An 18,620-nucleotide genomic window follows, 5' to 3' on the forward strand; every position below is an offset into this window, starting at 1 on the left:
CAAAGGCAGAAAGGGCGATCCCGCAGATCGCCCCATCCTTTTTGCGTCGCGCCCTCAGGCCACGACGATGAACCGTGGGTCAGCCAAGGCAAGCGCTTCTTCACGATTCGCGCTCGGAGGATAAATCCACTCGGTATTGATCCGCGTCTTCAGCGCCTTGGCCACGCCGCCCGTCATCTTCACCTGGCGGTTCCAGCCCTCCGTGTAGACAGCGCCCCAGGGCCCAAGGTCCAGGCAGGTCACGTACTTCGGCTGGCTGTAAGGGATTGGCGCCGCGCCCACCAAGTCTGCTGCCACGTTGTGGCCGGCCGAGCGGCCCAGATTCATGGCGTGCTGGCAAGACATGGCGGCGAAGTTGCCTTCGTCATCGGTCGCGGCATACGCGCAGTCGCCGGTGGCGAACACTGCCTCGACCCCCTTGACCTTCAGGTTGCGGTCAACATGCAGCCGGCCAAGGTTGTCCCGCTCTGCCGGGATCTGTGCGGTGAGTTCGCTGGCCCGGGCACCCGCCGTCCAGATCACGGTCTCTGCCTCGATGCGCTCACCGTTCTCGAGCGTGACGCCTTTCGCATCGACAGCAGCGACACCCGCGCCCAGCTTCCAAGTCACCCCAAGCTCGGTCAGCGCCTGCGTGATGACCGGCCGCGGACCCTCGCCCAGGTCAGGGCCGATCGCCGCATTTCGCTCGACCATGATCACGCTCACGGCAGCGTCCTCGCCGAGGACTTCGCGCAGGCGAGCCGGCATTTCGGCAGCCGTCTCGATACCGGTAAAGCCGGCACCCGCGATGACCACCGTATTGCGGCCGGCGCTCTCCCGGCGGTCGGCCAGGCCATGGATATGGGCTTCAAGCTCCGCGGCGTCAGCGACCTGGTCGACATTGAAGGCATGCTGGTCCAGCCCTGGAATCTGCGGCCGGAACAGGCGGCTTCCTGCAGCAAGCACCAGACGGTCATAGCTGATGAGCTGGCGCGGCGTATCAGCGCCAACGCCTGCAACGCTCACCGCCTGGTTTGCGACATCGATGTGCTCCACCTTGCCCTGAATGAACCTGACACCAACGGCCTGGAAGATGTCCTGCAACGGTGCCTTCATCCCGTTCGGATTCTGCTCGTAGAGGCGAGGGCGGACGTGCAGTTCCGGCTTCGGTGCGACAAGGGCGATCTCCACATCGGTGCGCCCAACCTGGTCAAGCAAACGGGCCGAAGCCAGCGCGCTCCACATGCCGGCAAAGCCGGCGCCAATGACAAGAATCCGTTTGGACATCTTTTATGCTCCTGAACCAAATCTCAAGTAACAGGCCGACTCCGCTGCGGCGTAGCGCGCCCGATCGAAACAGCGAGCGCTCGTTCGCATCGCTTAACTACGATCATAGGAGTCGTAGTTAAGCGATGCAAGCTTTTTTTTGCCAACTGGGCCAGATCAATGGCTGCGCGTACTGCCAGGACAATGGTCCGCAACTTTATGGACCAATCAAGCCATTGGTTCGGGCAACCGCGGAACCCGGGTCGTCGGCGCTTTGATCCATGAGCGAAGAGGAAGCGCCGTGCGCTTATGAATGTTCGCCGTCGTGCGGCGGTCGATCATGAGACTGGAATCAAAAAAAATGATGCCGCTAGTATTTCGGCAGACCACGGGCAATGTCCATGATGGCGTCAGCACCCGCCTCGCCTAGCAACGTCCTCGCTGTTGCTTGGGCGGAAGCCCACGCGGGCGCGGCATTGCGAAGCAGGGCCTGACCAGCCTTCGTGATGGCCAGCGGCCGCGTCCGGCCATCGTCGTCCGGCGCAGCTTCGGCTATCCAGCCATGTGTCAGTAGCGGCTGCAGGTTTCGGGTCAATGTCGAACGATCATGATGGTTATGTCGGCCAAGGGCCGCACGGCCTATTGGACCGAGTTCCTGGATCATCACAAGCAGGGTGAGCTGGGGCGCGTTGATCCCGAATGGCCGCAGCGCATCGTCATAGATCGCTGTCAGCACACGGGAGATTTGTCGGGTACGGGTAATAACGCAGCTCCGCAGGATTTCACTGCCTGCACTGTCTTTCCTGGCGGTGCTGGAGTCGGATGTCTTCATAGTGGAAGGCTGCATATGCAACCATTCGGCGGCCAGCCTGCCGATATGCGTTGCATTTCAGCACACTTCGAACTGCGCGCTGTGGGACAGTTTGGATGCCAACGTGTCGATGACCGCTGCAGATACAAACGCATACATTTGGGCTCGCCATTCACTACAGTGCAGATACAAAGCCGTTCTTCAATGCTGCATATGCAACAGACGCCCGCCGCGTTGGTTCGGGTACTTGCGGTCAGGGAAATGGAGGGAAACATGACGACGAAAACCACAGTTCGCAGCGCGCTTCGATTGGTAGGTGCTACGGCTTCTACAGCCGCACTGGCAGCCACACTCCTCACAGGCAACGCTCACGCGGCAACGCCGGACTCGACACCCGAGATCGGTTGCGTGCAGGTCAATCCGGACATCAAGGTGAGGCGGCTTGTTGTGCACAATGCGCGCCACAAGGGTACGGTTTTGTTTTTGCACGGATTTCCTGAAACGCTTTATGCGTGGAAAGACGTGGCATCGTCCCTGGGCCAGGACTACGAGGTCCATGCATTTGACTGGCCGGGCTATGGCGAATCATCTAGACCCGCCGTGGAAAGATTTTCCTATGCACCGCGGGACTATGCCAAGGTGCTGGCGGACTACATTTCGGCGACCGGGATCGACAAGAAACGACTGGTGATCTACGCAACCGATATTGGGGCGCTGCCAGCGCTAATAGCAGCCATCAACGACCCAGCCATCGCCAAGCGGATCATTGTTGGCGATTTCGCCCCATTCAATCGTCCGCAGTTCATGCAGGAGCGACTGCAAGGTCTGAAGGATCCCGCCACCGCCGATGCAGTGCATGCGGCGTTGAACCGGACGCGCGACGAAATCCTGCAGAACGCATTCACGCGCGGCCTCCCCGCATCCTCACACTATGAAGTCTCGCCGGCGTTCAAGGCCGACATGGCCCGTGGATGGCAAAACGGTGCGCTGACTTCTGCCGATGCGTTTTACCAGTATTACGCGCTGTTCACACGAGACCAAGACTATTTCGAAGCGAATCTCGCCAATTTGAAGACGCCCGTTACGGTGATCTGGGGTGAGAAGGACATCTACATTCGCAAGGAGATGGGCGAGGAACTGGCAAGCCGCGCTCGACTGGCACTGAAGCTGCTGCCCGGCATTGGCCATTACCCGCATTTGCAGGACAAGTCCGCCACGATTTCAGAGGTGCGCACTGCGTTGGAAGCGGAATAGGCAAAGCTCTTCCGGCCGTACAAGCAAGGAAAGGGAAATGAATATCGTCTGAATCTCGATGGGTGTCGCGGACGAGATAGAGGGCGAAAAACCGGCGTCGCGGGCAATAATTCGGCGGTAAAAGAGGATCACCCGTGCATAGCGGCAGCATTACGGCTTGAGGAGAGCCCGTGCTTGTCAGTTCCGCCATAGCCCCGGAGCCACCATCAACCCGCTTGGGGTTCTGTCTCAGACCAAGGACGTGGCCAGCAGCATTTGCGGCCGTTGGCGCGAAGGATTTTTATCCAGAGGCGCATCGATGACACCGATACGCCGTGCGCCACAAGCATATAGAACGGTTCGGCATCGATCGTGAGCTCTTTCACGCCCGTGGCAGCGGCCAGGCCAGACGCATGCCGCTGCAGTGTCCGGGCCGATGCCCCGGCCCATGCAGTCCGGCACAATCCACAGATGCTCAAGCGGCCAGCCCGACATCGCGTCCGTCGCGCGGACTGTATAGAACCCAGCGATCCTTCCATTGATTTCCGCAACGAAGGTGAAGGTTTGCGCGACATATGCGGCAGAGACCGTAAGACCTTCGCGCCATGCATCGAGTTGGGCCGCGGTGTATGGGCCGGTGCGCCTTGGCCTGGAACGCTATGGCTGTGAGGATGGAGGCGTCGGTTTCGAGGCCGCGTCGGATGTTCATGGGTGGATATGAGAAAGACCGTGCTTGTGCTGGCCATGACCAACTTATTCTTCACGGCCCCGTCCGCCTTGGGAACAAGCCTTGCCGGTATTTCATGATGTTCAAGACGATTCCAAAACGCGTCGCGCCACGGCCATTTCAGTTGGCCGTGCAGTCTGCCGGGGGTTCCGCAGTCTGTGGACCCCGGGGCTGACAAAGTGCGGAAGCAATGCGACGACTTCTGAAAAATACTGACATTGCCGGAGAGACCGGGGAGGGGAGGGCGTCGAAGCACTACGCCGCCTACTCGCCCGCACGGTTCCAGCTCATGGCCCACCCGTACAGCCCAATGCACCCGGCGATCATCACGGTCGGTCCGAGTACGAAGGACAGCAACGGCATCATCAGCAACGAACAGCTTGAAAGGATGTACAGATTCAGCGCCATCTGCAACGGCATGGCGACCACCGCGAACGCCAGTCTCAGCAGCGTCAACGATACCTTTTTCCATCACGCAAAGCCGAAGATGTAGTACGTCAGCGCGTGCGCTCACGGCAACAGCCAGAGCAGGCCGCACGAGGTCCTGAGGCCGTTGTCCGGGTAGCTACTCCCGCTATACGGATAACTGTCCGGTGCCACCGCAAAGAACAGCAGCGCGGTAAGCCGGCAGCCATCATCAGCCGTCGGACCGTTTCCTTCGCCACAGTGAGCCCGTGTGCTTCGCGCAGCTTCTCGGCCGCCAGGGTCGGGCCGAAGTCGGCGTAGGAATCGCGGACCAGGTCACGCACCCGGGATTCCAGGCCGGCGGTAATTGCCGGTTACTCGGGCGACCACGCTTGCGAGAAACTAATCCGCTGGGCCCGTCCTCCAACAGTCGCAGAACAAGCCGCCTGACGTGCCTAGCGCTGATGCCCAGGCGCTCGGCCGCTCCCCAGCGCGCCAAATGGCCATCGGCCACTGCCTGGATCACCTTCATGCGGTCAACTTCGCGCATGCTCATGGTCACCAATCCCTGGTCGTGCATGGCTGCCTCCCGTAGCATCCACCGCCGAACGGTGAGAATACGGGGCCGCAGCATGAGGCGACATCTCTAATCATCCCAAAGGTGACATTACTAATAAACCCCAACATGTGCTGTCTAGGCTAAATTCAAATGTCCGAGGCTCAGCTAAGCTGAAATGTCCGATTTGGAGGGTGTTGGTGTTGAGGTTCGGTCTTTGTCTTTCTATAGTTTCCCGTAAGGCAGTGGTGCATTGAAGGTCTTTTCGATGGCCGCCTGCAGGTCTGCGGGGCTGAGCTGTCTCTGAGGTTTTTTGCCCGGTGCTGCCTTGCTAGGCCGCGGTGGCGTGCCGGCAGTGGTCCGGGCGGGTGCGCCGGCGCTGCGCCGGCTATCGCGCTTGGCCTGCATCTCCTGTGCCACGCGCAGACGTGACCGAGCCGCTTGTTGTCGACGATCGCGCCCTGGTCGATTTCGGCCAGACGGTCATAGGTGGTGTAGGGCAGGGAAGCGCCATCGGCCCATAGCTCAATCCGCCCGTTCGGATATTCGGCGACCTCGATGTAGCGGTGAATCACAGCGCGATGCTCGGGCTGGTCTGCCAGCAGGTATAGCGTCTTGTCGTACTGTAGCGTGAGGCTGGCCGACACCTTGCGCCATTCGCGCCAGGTGAAGATCCGCGCGAGGTCCTCATCGGCTCGCACTGGGCGATGCGCGTTAAAATCGCTCCTGGGCGTTTTGGCAAAGCGGCCGTTGAAGTCCGCCACAAAGACCGCCACGAAGGCGTTGGCGTCGGCCTGAGACGAGATCCCGCGCAGCCGCAGCTCCTTAACCAGCCGGTCCTGCAGCGTGCCGTTCATCCGCTCGATGCGGCCCTTGGCCGGGCTCGAATTGGCGCACAGGCTGTCGATATTGAGCTCGTACAGCGCGCGCCCGAACTGGGTGTAGCCGTCGCCGCCGGTGGCATTGGGCCGGTTGACCCGGAACACACTGGCCTTGTCGCTATAGAACGCGATCGGCTTGCCGTGGCACTCAAGGTAAGCCCGTGTCGCCTCGAAATACGCAAAAGCGGATTCAGTCGGCACGAAGCGCAATGCCATCAGCCGGCTGGTGGCGTCATCGACAAAGACCAGCAACGTGCACGCCGGCGCCCGGTCCTCGAACCACGCGTGGTCGGATCCGTCGATCTGCACCAGCTCGCCCAGGCAGGCGCGGCGGTTCCTCGGCTGGTGCACCTTGGGCGGACGCTGCTTACGCGGCACCCAGAAGCCGGCGTCGATCATGAGCCGGCGCACCGTCTCCTTGGCCAGATCGATGCCATGNCGCTCGCGCAGNTTCTCGGCGGCCAGCGTCGGGCCGAAGTCGGCATAGTTGTCGCGGATCAGCCCGAGCACCCGCGCTGCAAGGCCTGGTGGTGTCCGGTTGTTGGCTGGCTGACCCTGGTGACGATGGGCGTTAGTCCCAGCCTGGATGCGGCAATCCCGGTCTTGAGATGGCCGTCTGCCAGCGCTTGAACGACCTTGAGCCGGTCGATCTGCCGCATCGTCATGGTAATGGCTCCTGCTGGCATGACGGGCTCCCGCGCGCTGGAAGCCGCCAAGCTTACGCCAGCCAAACTCGGACATTTGAACTTAGCCAGAACCGGACATTACCGCTTAGCTGCTACATGTGCGTTTCGCATAATGTATATTATGTCAAATCGTGGGCGTCTTTGGCTGGCGCTACAGAAGGCGCTCGGAGCAATCCAGGCACGCCCGGACGGGCTGCAAGTCCAGCACCTCTCGCTTCGAAACGCTTGCATCCAACAGGCGTTTTTTCTGCACTGGGCGCGAACGCTCTAATTGCAGGGCGTACCAGGGAGCGGCGTTCCGTAGCTGGTTATCCCATGACAGGTATCGCCTGGCTTGAGGGGGCCGTCCCCGCTCGCTTCCGGGTCGATGGGGAATTTACCGACCTTGGTGCAGCAGAAACGGAATTCCGTCGCAGGCGCCGGGGAATTCACCACTGCGGGGGGAGCCAAGGCGGATCGCTCAGCCGGCATAGCGTGCTCAGGGGCTGGAACGCTTTTCGTCATTTGCGCAGCCTTGGGAGGCGGCACGGGCGGCGGAACGTTTCTTGTTGCCGGGGAAATCCGGGTGGGCTGTTCAGATTTAGGGATGCTCTTTGGGGCCGCAGGAGGCTTGATGCCTGGATCGACGATCCGGTCCTGTGTGCCGGGAGAAACACACTGACTGTTCTCGCAGATGCGCTCCCCTTTGCACTGCATATCGTATTGGCAACCGACAGCTCCGGCGTAAGGCGCAAATCCGGCCGCCATCGATATGCCCAGAAGCACGCGTAGCGCTTTCATCTGGCTGTGGCTCCTTAGCGGTTTGGGCGCCCTTCCCGCTTGCCCAGCTCGGGCGCACTCGCGCGGGCCTGAGCCCCCGATCCAAGAGAGAGCACCAATTCTAGTATGGGAGGCGCGCGTGCTGAACGCCACCCTGGGTACCGTTTATTACCAACCCGATCGGAGCAGTCATCGCCGGCGTTGCGCCGTCCGGTGCCGGATCCGGCATCGCTGAAACCCGCTCAGCCGGCGCTGCGCTCGATTGTCACGGGGCCGCCGTCAGCGGGAGCCGCGCAGCAAGTCGGCGGCCTCTCTGCGGTTTGAGCCGGCCCGACGGTATGGAGAAAAGCCGGCCTGTCTTTCTGGCAGGTTCGGCATGCCACTATCGGATCCGCTTCAGTTCATCGATGCGCAGACGATAGCTTTGTAGCAGGCAAGCCTTATCGCTACACTTGTTGCGGGAATTACGCAGCCATGCGCGCTGATCCTCCCGTAAGCGCTTCTTGTCGGCCGATGCTTGTAGCTTCTGATCATAGATTCCTGCCAGTGTCTTATCGACCCGGGCAAGCTCTGTGTCCCCGCAAATAAGTTGCGCCTGAACGGATATGAGCTTGCTGCAGTCGTAGCTGTGCATCAGCGCAGCCTTGGTATCGTACCGGCCTTCGAGCAGGCCTGGCCGGCACAGGCCTTCCAATGACTTGCAGGCGACCTCGCGCCCGACCCATGCCATGTCTCGCGCACCATATTGCTTGACGAAGCGATTGATGGCTGCATGGCTGACTCCCCTTTGCATTGCGTTTGCGGCGATGATCTCGTTGCACAGCGAGTCCGCGGCGTATCTCTGGCCACCGCCGCGCCGGTAGCAGCTGTGAAAGCCGAGCATGCCAGTGCCAACGACGCTGCGGCGCTCGCCTGAAGCGAACAGGATCGAGGCACAAGCGGACGCGCACCTGGCGTTGTCCGGAACGGCCGTATAGACGCGAACCTTGTCCATGGCGTCGACAACCCGGAAAGCGGCCTCGACATTTCCGCCTGGACTGTTCAGGACAAGGATGACGAGCCCCTCCTTATCGCGGTCGGCCAGCCGGGCGATCGCCTGGAACTTCCTTGCATCTCCGTCCTGAATGGTGCCCTCCCCGATCACCATTCTCAGATTGGTTTGCGGCTGGTGGTAGATCTTGAAGTCCATCCCGAGCAACGCGCCGGGATAAAGGAGCACCGTGAAACCAAGCCACAACATCACCCCCCGTTGTCTCAGGCTTCGCGCCGCATCGAGGCGCTGAAGCCAAAACGGCGCCACGGGTGCGAGTCCGCCCGGCGAGGCAATGACCTTGCCGTCAGAATGCGGTCGGGGACAGATCCAGGCCGCCACTCGAATCGATGGAAATGCGATAACGGACCGTCGAAGCCGGGGGAAGCCTTACCTCCCGCTCCTTCAAGCCACCGAGGCACATTGCCGAAGTCTGGGCGCCAAGAATGATCGCTCCCGGTTTGGCGTAGAACCGGGCGACCTCCCCGGATCTGAGCCGGCCCACTTCCTTGCCGTCAACCGACAGCACGGTATCGCAGGCGCTGCCGTAAAAGCCCTCATCGCGGGTCACGACCAGCGTGGCAAACTCGCCAGGTGGCGGCGTTTGCAATCCGCTAAGTCTCTCCGAAGGTGTTGGCGCTGCCTTGCTCGCCGGTACGGGCGTGCTTGAACATGCGCAAACCAGCATCGTCATCACGCAGGAAGAAAGGATTTTTCTCTGGATTAGCACGTGGCCCTCCGGAAGGCTTCAATGCAATGAATACACAGGGCGATGATTGCGAGGCGGCTCAGAACTTGTGCCGGACTCCCAAGGCAACGCCGAACATGTTGCTCTGCCCGTTGCCCAGGACATAGCTGTTACCCAGCGACAGGCTGTTGGCAAAGACGGTCGCCAGCGAATCGAGCATCAGCCCGGCGTTCTTGGCATAGGCAGTGGTCACGTAGACGTCGGTACGCTTGGACAGCGAGTAATCGGCCACGAAGGAGACCTGCCACGGATTGGCCACGCTCGTGTTGCCGTAAAGGTTCTTGAGGTTGTCGTAGTTGTACTCGAGCGTGAGTGCCAGCGCCGGCGTGACCTGGTAATTGGCGCCAATCCAGTAGAAGTCATCGCGCTGGATCAGCGCATCGGCCGCATTCCTGTTCTGGCCCCAACGGTAGCCGCCCATGATCTTCGCCGGGCCGAAGGCATAGCTGGCGCCTACCACGGCCTTCTTGACGGTGCCGGTGCCGGTGCCGATGGTGGGATTCCACTGGTCATAGCCGGCTGTCGCGGCGAACGGGCCGAACGTGTAAGCCAGCGCCCCGCCATAGGCGGTGTCGCGCCGGAACTGCCCCGGGACTTCGCCATTGCCGCCGATCGGAATGGGGAAGCCTACCGAGGCGGGCAAGGCCACCCCGACGCCGAAGGACCAGTGCGCAATCGCCGTCAGTCCGCCGAACTTGCCTGAGTACTTGACGGTGTTGTCCGCGCGGTAGTTGGGGCCGGATTGCATGACGACGGGCTCGTACTGCGTGGCATAGGCGGTCGGAGAGAAATTGGCCAGCGCCTCGAACATCGAGGTGTATTGCCGGCCAAGGCTGACCTGGCCAAAGCGGTCGCTTTGGATGCCCACGTATGCCTGCCGGCCGAACAGACGGCCGCTTTGCTGCGACAAGCCATTGTCGATGCCGAAGCCGCTTTCCAGCACGAACAGAGCCTTGAGGCCGCCCCCCAGGTCCTCGTTGCCGCGCAAACCCCAGCGGGAGCCGGAAAGCCCTCCCGAAGTCAGCCGGAAAACATCATTGCCCGGTCCCGGATTAAAGCCGTTGGCGGCCGTCGGCACCACACCCGCATGGTTGACGTATTCCACGTTGGCGTCGATCACGCCGTACAACGTGACGCTTGACTGCGCAACGGCTGCCAGCGGCCATCCCAGCAGTGATGCCAAGGTCATTCCTTTCAGTGCCATGCCCGCTCTCCTCTTTTCTTTTTTTTGGTGGTTCAACCAGGGCTTCGTTCGTTGCATGGCTGGCCTTACAGCATGTCTGCCAGGCAGCAACCTGTTCGAGCATAGGAGCGTAGCGCGTTCGCCGCCAACAACCGGTGACGGGAAGCGCTCGAAACGCAAAACAGTGTCGGCAGGTCGCAACAGTCGCCAGCGAAGCGCTCTCCGTATGTAGCGCCTAGAATGCTGGTGAGCGAAGGCTCACCGGAGTTTGATCAGCAGTCGTTTTCGTGTCTGAAATCCAAACACACATAACGTATCGAGGAGAGCGACATGTCCGCATGCAAATTGCCCGCATTTGGTTTCGCAGTCCTGATGGCACTGACTTCCATAGGCGCGGCCGCCCAGACGCCCAAGGGATCCCAACCGGCGGCGGCGCCATCCGACGTTCCGGCAGCGCCCCCGACTACGGCGCAGGCCAAGGCATTTATCGCGGAGCGCTTCAAGGCCGCCGATGCCAACCATAATGGCAAGCTGACTCGTGACGAAGCGCAGGCGGGCATGCCAAAAGTCTACGAAAACTTCGACAAGATCGACGTAAAGAAACAGGGTTACGTCACCGAGCGCCAGATCGGTGCCTACTGGACGAAGAAAACCAAGGACCAGATGCAGAAGGAAGATCCGATCTGGAACTGAAGGCGCTGCGAATTCGTTGCCCCATCATAAATGGGCGGAGCGGGAGAATCCGAGCCGTGTCTCCCGCCCCAGTGGTCCCGCAAGCATCGGGTCGATACGATCAGGTTCGCGAGACCACGCAGAATTATCCCTTCCAGCAATTCCCTTCTTCGCGCCCCGCCGCGAATCATCGCTTCCCCTGCCTGCGGACGCGAAATGACCGCAGCCACCCCCGGCTGACGTTCACCGCGCAAGAATAATGCTGTGACCACTCACGCGTCCGTGTGCGGTGGCACACAGCGCTTCCAAATCTCCCTGTTGCGAAGCTTCCCCTTGACCTGCTTTCCCTCAGCGTCTATAAATTCACCATCCAGATGGATGGTGTGTGGATGTCATACGGAAGGTTTGACTCCAAACGATCACATCGACGCAGATTCTTGGCAATAACAAAACCGATGAGCAAACCAAAGCCCGGTGACACGGAAAAAATCACGATCAACCTCGGCCCGGTGGACCTGGGGCAGATCGACCTGCTGGTGGAAGAAGGCTTTTATTCGAATCGGACCGACCTGATCCGGACCGCCATTCGCAACCAGTTGGCCACGCACGCCCAGGCCATACAGGAAACGGTGACGCGCCGGGCCCTTGTCCTAGGGCTCCAGCATTTCACCCGCCGCGACCTGGAGGTCGCGCGCGCGGCCAACGAGAAGCTCGACATCCATGTCCTCGGACTGGCGAGCATCGCCTCGGATGTCAGCCCGGAACTGGCCCTGGCAACGATTGAATCGATTGTGGTGCTCGGCGCCTTTCATGCCCCCGCGGCAGTCAAGGCTGCGCTCGCCGGGCGAATACGGTAGTAACGCGCACTAGTAACGCGCGGTAGTAACGCGGCAATGCCGCCGCGCCCTGGCTCGCCAGGTTTGCCTGGAAACAAATATGAGAATGAATGATGCCTTCCTCGCTTCGATGCGAGAAGCCATGCACTTGCTGCAGACCGCGGGCCCGCTCGAGGCCACCGAGGCTATCCAGCGTGCACTGCGCGAGCAAGCGTCGATGGGCGCGGCGGTCGCTCCGGCGTCCCCCTCCGCTCCCATGCCCGCACAGGTGGTCGAACGCCTGCTCACCGATGCCCGCGTGCAGGCCCGCCCGGCCAATGCCCCCGGCAGCGCCGACAACGCAACCTCCCCGGCATCCGCGCGCGGCACTCAATCGCTACGCCCGGACGGCAGGCAAGCGTCCCGGCAGGAGGTCGGACATTTCAGCCAGCACACGTTCGTGAACCGGGCGGGATCCCGCGCGTACAAGCTTTACGTGCCCGCTGGCCGTCGGGCCGAGCCGATGCCGTTGGTCGTGATGCTGCACGGTTGCACGCAGGATGCCGACGATTTCGCGGCCGGCACCCAGATGAACACCCTTGCCGACATGCTTGGCTTCGTGGTGCTGTATCCGGTCCAGGCCACCGCGGACAATCCGTCGAAATGCTGGAACTGGTTCCGGCCCGGCGACCAGCAGGCCGGCAAGGGAGAACCGTCGATCATTGCCGGCATGGTGCGCGAGGTGATCGCCAGCCACGGCATCGACGCAAGGCGCGTCTATGTTGCCGGCCTGTCCGCAGGCGGCGCGATGGCCGCGGTGCTGATCCAGCGCTATCCGGAGTTGTTTGCGGCGGCCGGCGTGCATTCCGGCCTGCCCGCCGGGTCCGCGCATGACCTGCCCTCGGCGCTGGGCGCGATGAAGGGCGGCAAGGGGCTAGGCCGGTCAAGGTCAGGCGCGGTGCCGTCTGCCTCCACCGCGCGGCCTCTCATCGTGTTCCACGGCGATGCGGACCATACGGTGCATCCGTCGAACGGCGACCGTCTTGTTGCGCCGTTCAGGAGCGATCACGCGCGCCAGCTGACCGAACGCAGGAACGTCGCCGGCGGCCATGACTACACGCGGCAAAGGATCACCACGCCCGCTGGCGTCAATGTTGAATACTGGGTCATCCATGGCGCCGGGCACGCCTGGGCGGGCGGTAGCCCCCAGGGCAGCTATACCGATCCGAAGGGGCCGGATGCCAGTGCGGAAATGCTGCGGTTCTTTCTCGCCAATCCGCTGCCGGGCTGAGCCGGCGCAAGCCAGCGCGCCGGTTGCCCGGCCGGCCTGTACCTGAACCGGCGTCAGTCGGCCGGCATTCGTGCATTTCTCCGATGCCGGCAATAACCTCAAGGCGGTCATCGACCAAGCCATAAACGATCACGACGCTGTTAATCACGCGCCGTGACGCGCCCAATGCCGTCATCCTGTCTCACGAGCAGTACGACGGTTGGAAAAATCGGCCCGCTCCGAGCTGTCCCGGCACGCATCGAACATGCCCCTGCTAACCTGTAGCGCGCCCACAAGTCCGGCCCTTCTCGCTTAGGGATGCGATCTTGCGGTATTAGCACCGCAAGATCTCAGGACAAAAAACGCCTGCTCGAAGTCCACCATGCTGATGGTGATGTCGGTGTAGCCGGGCGTGCGGTCTTGTTCCTGGGCTAGAGTTGCTCATGCTGCGCTGTGGCATTTGTCGGCGTTGGCGCATGCCGCTCCGGCCGCCAGTCGACCCAGGCCGCCACCCGTTCCATGCGCCCAGCGCGCCGGACGTGAGATCAGCGGCAATCACGCGTACAGCGGCCGCGATGCCGTCTCCGCGCAGCGGGGCGCCCGCACACTGCAGGATCTGCGCTCGCCACGCTCACAACTCCCTACAGCGAGCGGGAGGCAACTCATCGCCATCTCTTGCAGAGCCGTGCCGATTCTGCAGACGGTCATGCATTGACTCGCAGCGGATCAACATCAATCTCGCCGCTTCTTCATCAGCGTTGGACACGCCAGCCGCTGCGGCACTCCGTAGATATACTTGCCGGGAAACGATGGCGGCGACCACGATGAGGCCGCCAACGCCGAAAGTCAGGGCCGCAAATCGAAGGTATCGTGCCATGGAACTTCGCACTGGACTGGAGATGATTTGGTGGCAAGACTACACAAAGGTGCCACGTACCGTAGCTACGCCCATTGCAAAATTGACCCCGCCCTTGGTTTCGCAGTAACGAGGGTTACACTGCGCTCCCGTAACACCACACCGGGCCTGATAAGCATGCCAAAGACAATCGCGCCCCTCCCCCTCGGCCAGTACTGGGCCACGCCACGCGCGCCCTTCCCGCTGGACGGTGCCAACGCTCTTCGTTTTCTATTCGTGAAAATAGGAGTTTCCTGACATCGCTGTCGCATTTCGCGACCTAATATAGACGCACAACCACGGCCGTAGCTAGCCACATATCAAATAAGGGTGTTGAAGAAGTTTTCATCAACCAACCAATCACGATGTCTGACAGTCCCATGAGCAGCTTGTTACCTATGCACGTCGCTACGCATCCATTGTCACAGGTGTCGATACAGCGATGACAGAGGCCGCGGTTCTGATGATCCACAGCGTTTCTGAACTCGCCGAGCAAGTTTCCCGAGACTGCGACGCGGAGGACCGCAGAACTGCTAAGGTGCCATGATCTTCACGCTCATCATCGGACTTCCAGTCGCAATCGGCAATGAGCCGAGAGCGACATGACCAAATGAAGCTTTGGAGACGGCAATGAAATCCCTAGCCCTACTTGCCACCCTCTCGCTAACCGTCGCGGCTTGGGCACAGGGAGGGCGCTACGGCTCTCCCCCAACGCCTGGGACGGACACTGGCAAGCGTGCGGAGAGGCCGAGTCAAGCTGCGGGAGGTGCCTCCGGCGAAAGTGCCAAAAGGGCGAATGGCAAGCTTGACAACAATAAGGGGCATGCCGGCGGCGAAGGGGCATCTGCAGCTGCAACGCAAAGCAGCCCTGCTTCAGCGCCAAAGAGCCGGCCTTGATGTGCTTTTGCATTGCACACCGGCCATGCGCCGGAGCTTGCGTCTAAGCGCTATGGCATACGGCTGCAGCGGCATGTCGACTGAGCCTGATAGATGGATGGACTCAATACGGCTTGTGTTGGCGGAACCGTTGAGTCCGTCGAATGCCGTCGTTGCAACGTTCCTGACCAGGTCGGAATGCTGCCCCATTTACCGCTAGCAACATGAGCGACGTAGCAGCATCCCAAAGCCGCAAGCCTCACGAGTCGAACCACGCGGCAGTACCGAACGTGTTGCAATGCACGAGCCGAGCCAGGCGCCTGAGTGAAAAGTTGTTGGCGGAAGTCACAACAGGTGCTGCCGCCAATCGCGGATGTGCCCTTGGGTACGTGTCGTCCAACGATGACTTTGCGCTTGGCCTCGGCGCCTCCCACTTTGGCGCCATCGTTTGAAGAGGCGAGCAAGCAGTTGCATTGCGCCTGGAATTCAAAGTCGTGTTCCGGAACGAGCGGTCATTTCCGTCGTCCTCAGTTCCGGCAGGGCCTTGGTGATCGCGGTCCCTAATCGCCGTCCACGTATTTCGCATACTTCTTCGGCCATTCCGCCGGCAGGTTGTTCAGGCCCGACGGATTGGCGTCATACCATTACCCTTGATAGACCGCTCGCGAAGAATCAGGTTTAAAGTGATGCACAATTCATTTTCATCGCAACCTGCCCGGCTTCATTTTGGGGGCGGCGCTTGTCGGCCGTTTGAGCCGTTGTATTTCCGATGATGAGCGAATTGGCCGATGAACTGCCGTTCGATCTGTGAGGAAATGACGGCGTTCCGAACCCTGAACTGGCTGCTGAACTGGCACTACTGCACGAGAACTTTATAGAGCCGCCATTTCGAAGTCGGCCTGCGAGCGTCGCCCGGAGACAGGAAAGTGTTTGTCCTCCGGATCCTTATGCGCATATGCTGAAACCACCACTCGCAAGCAACTTCCTGGAGTTCCTCCATGGCCAATGGCCAGTTGCGCGGCAGCGGCGCAGCCAGAAATCCCACCATGCGCTGGATCAAGAACCCGGCTTGGGACCTGGTTTGGGTACTGAATGCGCTGTGGTTAGCCCCCCTGGTCCTTCTGCTGGCCTGGGGCCATGACGACGTGCGCGCCAGCCCTGTGGACGGACTGTTTTTTGCCTTTGCGGTCCCTCTATGGTTCGGCCACCGCGTCTCGTCGGCCTGGTTGGCCTACGCAACCCCGGCCTACCGTCCTCTGCTCACGACTCAGCGGCTACGCTTCGTAGTGGCCCCGTTGACCATCGCCGTGGCCTGCTTCGCCCTGCTTCTGGCGCCTGAGAGGGTGCTGCCGATCCCGGTGACTGAGCGCGTGGTCTGGCTGGCCGTGCTGGACTACCTGCTGGTGAGTCACCATTTCGCCGCGCAGCATTTTGGGCTACTTAGCCTCTACCGCTCGCGCGCGGGACGAGCATCCGACGCGGTCACGCGACGGCTTGACCGGTGGTTCGCGCTCGTCGTGGGCGGCGGCTTGGTTGTGCTGGCAGACGCCTTGGCTGGATTGATAGCCTTCCAGGATCGCTGGGTCGACCCGTTGCTGGGGGTGGGCTGGTCGGACGTGTTCGCGCGCACACTGCACGATGGCGGCATTGCCTTCGTCATGATCCTGACTGGCCTGATGCTATACGTCGAACTGCGCTCGCAGCGTGCATCGTTGCCGCGCGTGGCCTACATCGTCAGCGTCTCGTCCATGGTGCTCTTCGCCTTCCTCGCGCGCGACCCGTTCCTGTTCATCGTGCTGTGGAGCGTACAACATTGGAGCGCGGCAATGGGACTCACCTCGCTCGCAGCTTCCGGTAGGGCTCAGGCGCCCGGCACACATTGGCAGCAACTGCTCGCACCCATCAATCGACGCGGCTGGGCAGTGCTGCTCGTCCTCGCCGTCATCTCCACCTTGCTGCTACCCGTGCTAGAGGTGGAAGCCGTGACCGACGAATACGCCTACGCCGATCGCATCTTCGGCGAGGCGGCGCGCTGGCTGCGCTCCTCGCCTTACGCGCCGGCGCTGCTGGCACTGGGCTTCGCGACAGGCTTCATCCACTACTTGCTGGATCGCGCCGTCTTCCGCTTCTCCTCGCCCGACGTCAGGCAGGCCGCCCGCGGGCTGATCGAATGATCATGCCGCAACCTGCCATTCATCCCTCGCCATTGATCAGCATTGCGCCGGCCGAACGGGCAGCTTCCGATATCAGGCCGCCCGCCAGATGCGGCGGGTAGGCAATGCGGTGGGATGGTATTGGAACGAATCCAGCTCGCGCAGCCGCGCGCCGATCCGATAGGCAAGCACCAGGGGCGATGATCTGCCGCGCAAAGGTCGGCGGCGAGCAAACGCGCAATCGCTGCCTGCGCCGGTCGCGGGGTCGATGCAAGGGTACCGCCGCCAGCATGCGAAGCGGGCCGATCACCTGCTGGAGATAGGCCTTGCCGGCGTCGGGAGCACAGCGTCCTTCCGCCTCTGTCCACCAGTTGAAACGCCAAGCATCTGCTCGACCGCGGCCACCCGCTTGGCGACCGCACTGCCGGTGACGCAGAGGGCTTCGGCGGCGCGCTCGAACGTGCCGTAGCGGGCCGCGGCCTCGAATGCCAACAGCCCATCGAGAGAAGCGACTCGAAGACGAGAAGGCGTCATATTCGATAACGTGATTGGAACGTACCGAAGGTATAGGTCCCATGTGGGACGAATCGCGCGCTCGCCCGGCACATTGGTTCGTCTCCAACCTCGCCTGCGAAGCGGTTCCCAGCAAATCATCACCCGGGTTGCCTGGCTCGCATCCGCGACCGCATTGCGAACCCGGAGCCCGATGGAGGCGCGTTCAGGCTTCGGTGGCCTGGCCGCATACCAGCCGTGCCATCTGCACCTTGCTTGTAATACCGAGCTTGGCGTAGGCCTGCCGCAGATGGTGGCGCACGGTGGCTGGCGAGCTGCCCAGCGCTCGCGCCACTGCCTTGTAACTCTGGCCCATGCCGAAAAGGCGCGCAACCTCGGCCTCGCGCGGGCTGAGCAACGCCAGCGCAGCGTCCTTGGGGCGCCGCAGGTCGAGCGCCGACGCATGCGGCGTTAGCAATTCCAGCAGCGCCTGGTCGCGCGCGCAGTAGGCCGCGGGCTCGCGGCGGTACAGGGCCAGGTGAGTCCACCATGGCGACGCGGATGTGTGCAGCACCACCCCCAGAACACCACCGATGCGGTGGTCCTCGCCGAAAGCCCGCAACGAGGACAGCGGGAGTTCGTCTATCTTCATTGCGATGCCACAGCCGGGGCGCCGCATCGCCGCAGGCGCCACCGGGTCGACATGGCGCACGCGGCGCCAGTCGGCTACGAAATCGGGATCCAGGCCGCGGATGTGGCTATCGTGCGGCGCGAGCAGTCCGGCCTCCAGTGTCGAACGGCCGAACCACGCGGCGTCGAAGCAAATATGGCCGGCTAGCCAACCCAGCAACCGATCGCCTGCTCTCCGCACCTCGGCGTCGGCCGCCAACGCGTAGAGCTCCAGCAGCGATGAGGGCGTCTGCGTGTTGTGCATGTTAGGATCGCGTCAGGAGGTTCCGCATGGCATCGCACACCGATTTGTCCCCGTCCCGTATCTCGGCCGAGCAGCTCGGTGCGCTGTCATGATGGGTGTCTCCGTGTTGTGTCGTTGTGGGAATGCTGCGTAGCCTAGGCCGCGACGCCTTGCGGGAACAGTCGTTCAAATGAACGAACCTGGCCGAGTACAGCAGCCACGACGCGACCGCACTGGCTGAACGCATCCGACGGAAGGAGATCAGCGCCG

The 18,620-nt window shown here is 61.9% G+C and carries 12 protein-coding genes and 4 pseudogenes; 6 read left to right on the forward strand and 10 right to left on the reverse strand.

What is annotated here, in order from left to right:
• Window positions 1-54: 54 nt before the first annotated feature.
• Together A3AG_RS0105120 and A3AG_RS0105125 are read right to left on the reverse strand one after the other, a co-directional pair.
• Entirely contained in the window at window positions 55-1,266 is a 1,212-nt protein-coding gene (locus A3AG_RS0105120; protein WP_018004388.1) for an NAD(P)/FAD-dependent oxidoreductase, read from the reverse strand.
• Between the two features lie 349 nt (window positions 1,267-1,615).
• Window positions 1,616-2,077 carry a MarR family winged helix-turn-helix transcriptional regulator gene (locus A3AG_RS0105125; protein WP_026163957.1) on the reverse strand — a complete coding sequence of 154 codons (462 nt, stop codon included), beginning with the start codon at window positions 2,075-2,077 and terminating at the stop codon, window positions 1,616-1,618.
• 252 nt (window positions 2,078-2,329) lie between these two features.
• On the opposite strand from A3AG_RS0105125, the gene A3AG_RS0105130 reads away from it, so the two are divergent.
• Entirely contained in the window at window positions 2,330-3,310 is a 981-nt protein-coding gene (locus A3AG_RS0105130; RefSeq protein ID WP_081610689.1) for an alpha/beta fold hydrolase, read from the forward strand.
• An 896-nt stretch (window positions 3,311-4,206) separates the two neighbouring features.
• Window positions 4,207-4,509, forward strand: coding sequence for a hypothetical protein (locus A3AG_RS33910; protein WP_115678379.1), 303 nt, complete (start codon window positions 4,207-4,209; stop codon window positions 4,507-4,509).
• Window positions 4,510-4,636: 127 nt separating this feature from the next.
• On the opposite strand, the pseudogene A3AG_RS33170 reads toward A3AG_RS33910, so the two are convergent.
• The 5 genes and pseudogenes from A3AG_RS33170 to A3AG_RS0105155 form a co-directional block, all read right to left on the reverse strand.
• A pseudogene (locus A3AG_RS33170) lies at window positions 4,637-5,001 on the reverse strand (helix-turn-helix domain-containing protein); the annotation flags it as partial.
• 201 nt (window positions 5,002-5,202) lie between these two features.
• Window positions 5,203-6,544, reverse strand: a pseudogene (locus tag A3AG_RS31390) (ISNCY family transposase).
• Between the two features lie 1,141 nt (window positions 6,545-7,685).
• Complete coding sequence (locus tag A3AG_RS0105145) at window positions 7,686-8,603, reverse strand: lysozyme inhibitor LprI family protein (RefSeq protein ID WP_026163959.1); 918 nt, start codon at window positions 8,601-8,603, stop codon at window positions 7,686-7,688.
• A 37-nt stretch (window positions 8,604-8,640) separates the two neighbouring features.
• Window positions 8,641-9,063: a hypothetical protein gene (locus A3AG_RS0105150; RefSeq protein ID WP_147310021.1), complete on the reverse strand. Its 423-nt coding sequence runs from the start codon at window positions 9,061-9,063 to the stop codon at window positions 8,641-8,643.
• Window positions 9,064-9,121: 58 nt separating this feature from the next.
• A complete protein-coding gene (locus tag A3AG_RS0105155) occupies window positions 9,122-10,285 on the reverse strand; it encodes a porin (RefSeq protein WP_018004394.1) in 1,164 nt (387 codons plus the stop codon).
• A gap of 309 nt (window positions 10,286-10,594) precedes the next feature.
• On the opposite strand from A3AG_RS0105155, the gene A3AG_RS0105160 reads away from it, so the two are divergent.
• The 4 genes from A3AG_RS0105160 (at window position 10,595) to A3AG_RS0105175 (ending at window position 16,966) form a co-directional block, all read left to right on the forward strand.
• The gene (locus A3AG_RS0105160; RefSeq protein ID WP_018004395.1) at window positions 10,595-10,957 is read left to right on the forward strand and encodes a CREC-EF hand family protein; all 363 of its coding nucleotides are present in this window, start codon (window positions 10,595-10,597) and stop codon (window positions 10,955-10,957) included.
• A gap of 434 nt (window positions 10,958-11,391) precedes the next feature.
• Window positions 11,392-11,793 carry a CopG family transcriptional regulator gene (locus A3AG_RS0105165; RefSeq protein WP_018004396.1) on the forward strand — a complete coding sequence of 134 codons (402 nt, stop codon included), beginning with the start codon at window positions 11,392-11,394 and terminating at the stop codon, window positions 11,791-11,793.
• A 79-nt stretch (window positions 11,794-11,872) separates the two neighbouring features.
• On the forward strand, window positions 11,873-13,042 hold the full coding sequence (locus A3AG_RS0105170) for an extracellular catalytic domain type 1 short-chain-length polyhydroxyalkanoate depolymerase (protein WP_018004397.1): 1,170 nt from the start codon (window positions 11,873-11,875) through the stop codon (window positions 13,040-13,042).
• 2,748 nt (window positions 13,043-15,790) lie between these two features.
• Complete coding sequence (locus A3AG_RS0105175) at window positions 15,791-16,966, forward strand: hypothetical protein (RefSeq protein WP_018004399.1); 1,176 nt, start codon at window positions 15,791-15,793, stop codon at window positions 16,964-16,966.
• Window positions 16,967-16,988: 22 nt separating this feature from the next.
• Here A3AG_RS0105175 and A3AG_RS34505 read toward each other — a convergent pair.
• The 3 genes and pseudogenes from A3AG_RS34505 to A3AG_RS0105185 form a co-directional block, all read right to left on the reverse strand.
• Window positions 16,989-17,140: pseudogene (locus tag A3AG_RS34505) on the reverse strand (FAD-binding protein); the annotation flags it as partial.
• A 4-nt stretch (window positions 17,141-17,144) separates the two neighbouring features.
• A pseudogene (locus A3AG_RS34755) lies at window positions 17,145-17,479 on the reverse strand (LysR family transcriptional regulator); the annotation flags it as partial.
• 184 nt (window positions 17,480-17,663) lie between these two features.
• Window positions 17,664-18,371, reverse strand: a complete 708-nt coding sequence (locus A3AG_RS0105185) for a helix-turn-helix transcriptional regulator (protein WP_018004400.1) — start codon at window positions 18,369-18,371, stop codon at window positions 17,664-17,666.
• Between the last annotated feature and the right edge of the window lie 249 nt (window positions 18,372-18,620).

The organism is Cupriavidus neocaledonicus, assembly GCF_000372525.1.
Lineage (GTDB): Bacteria > Pseudomonadota > Gammaproteobacteria > Burkholderiales > Burkholderiaceae > Cupriavidus > Cupriavidus neocaledonicus.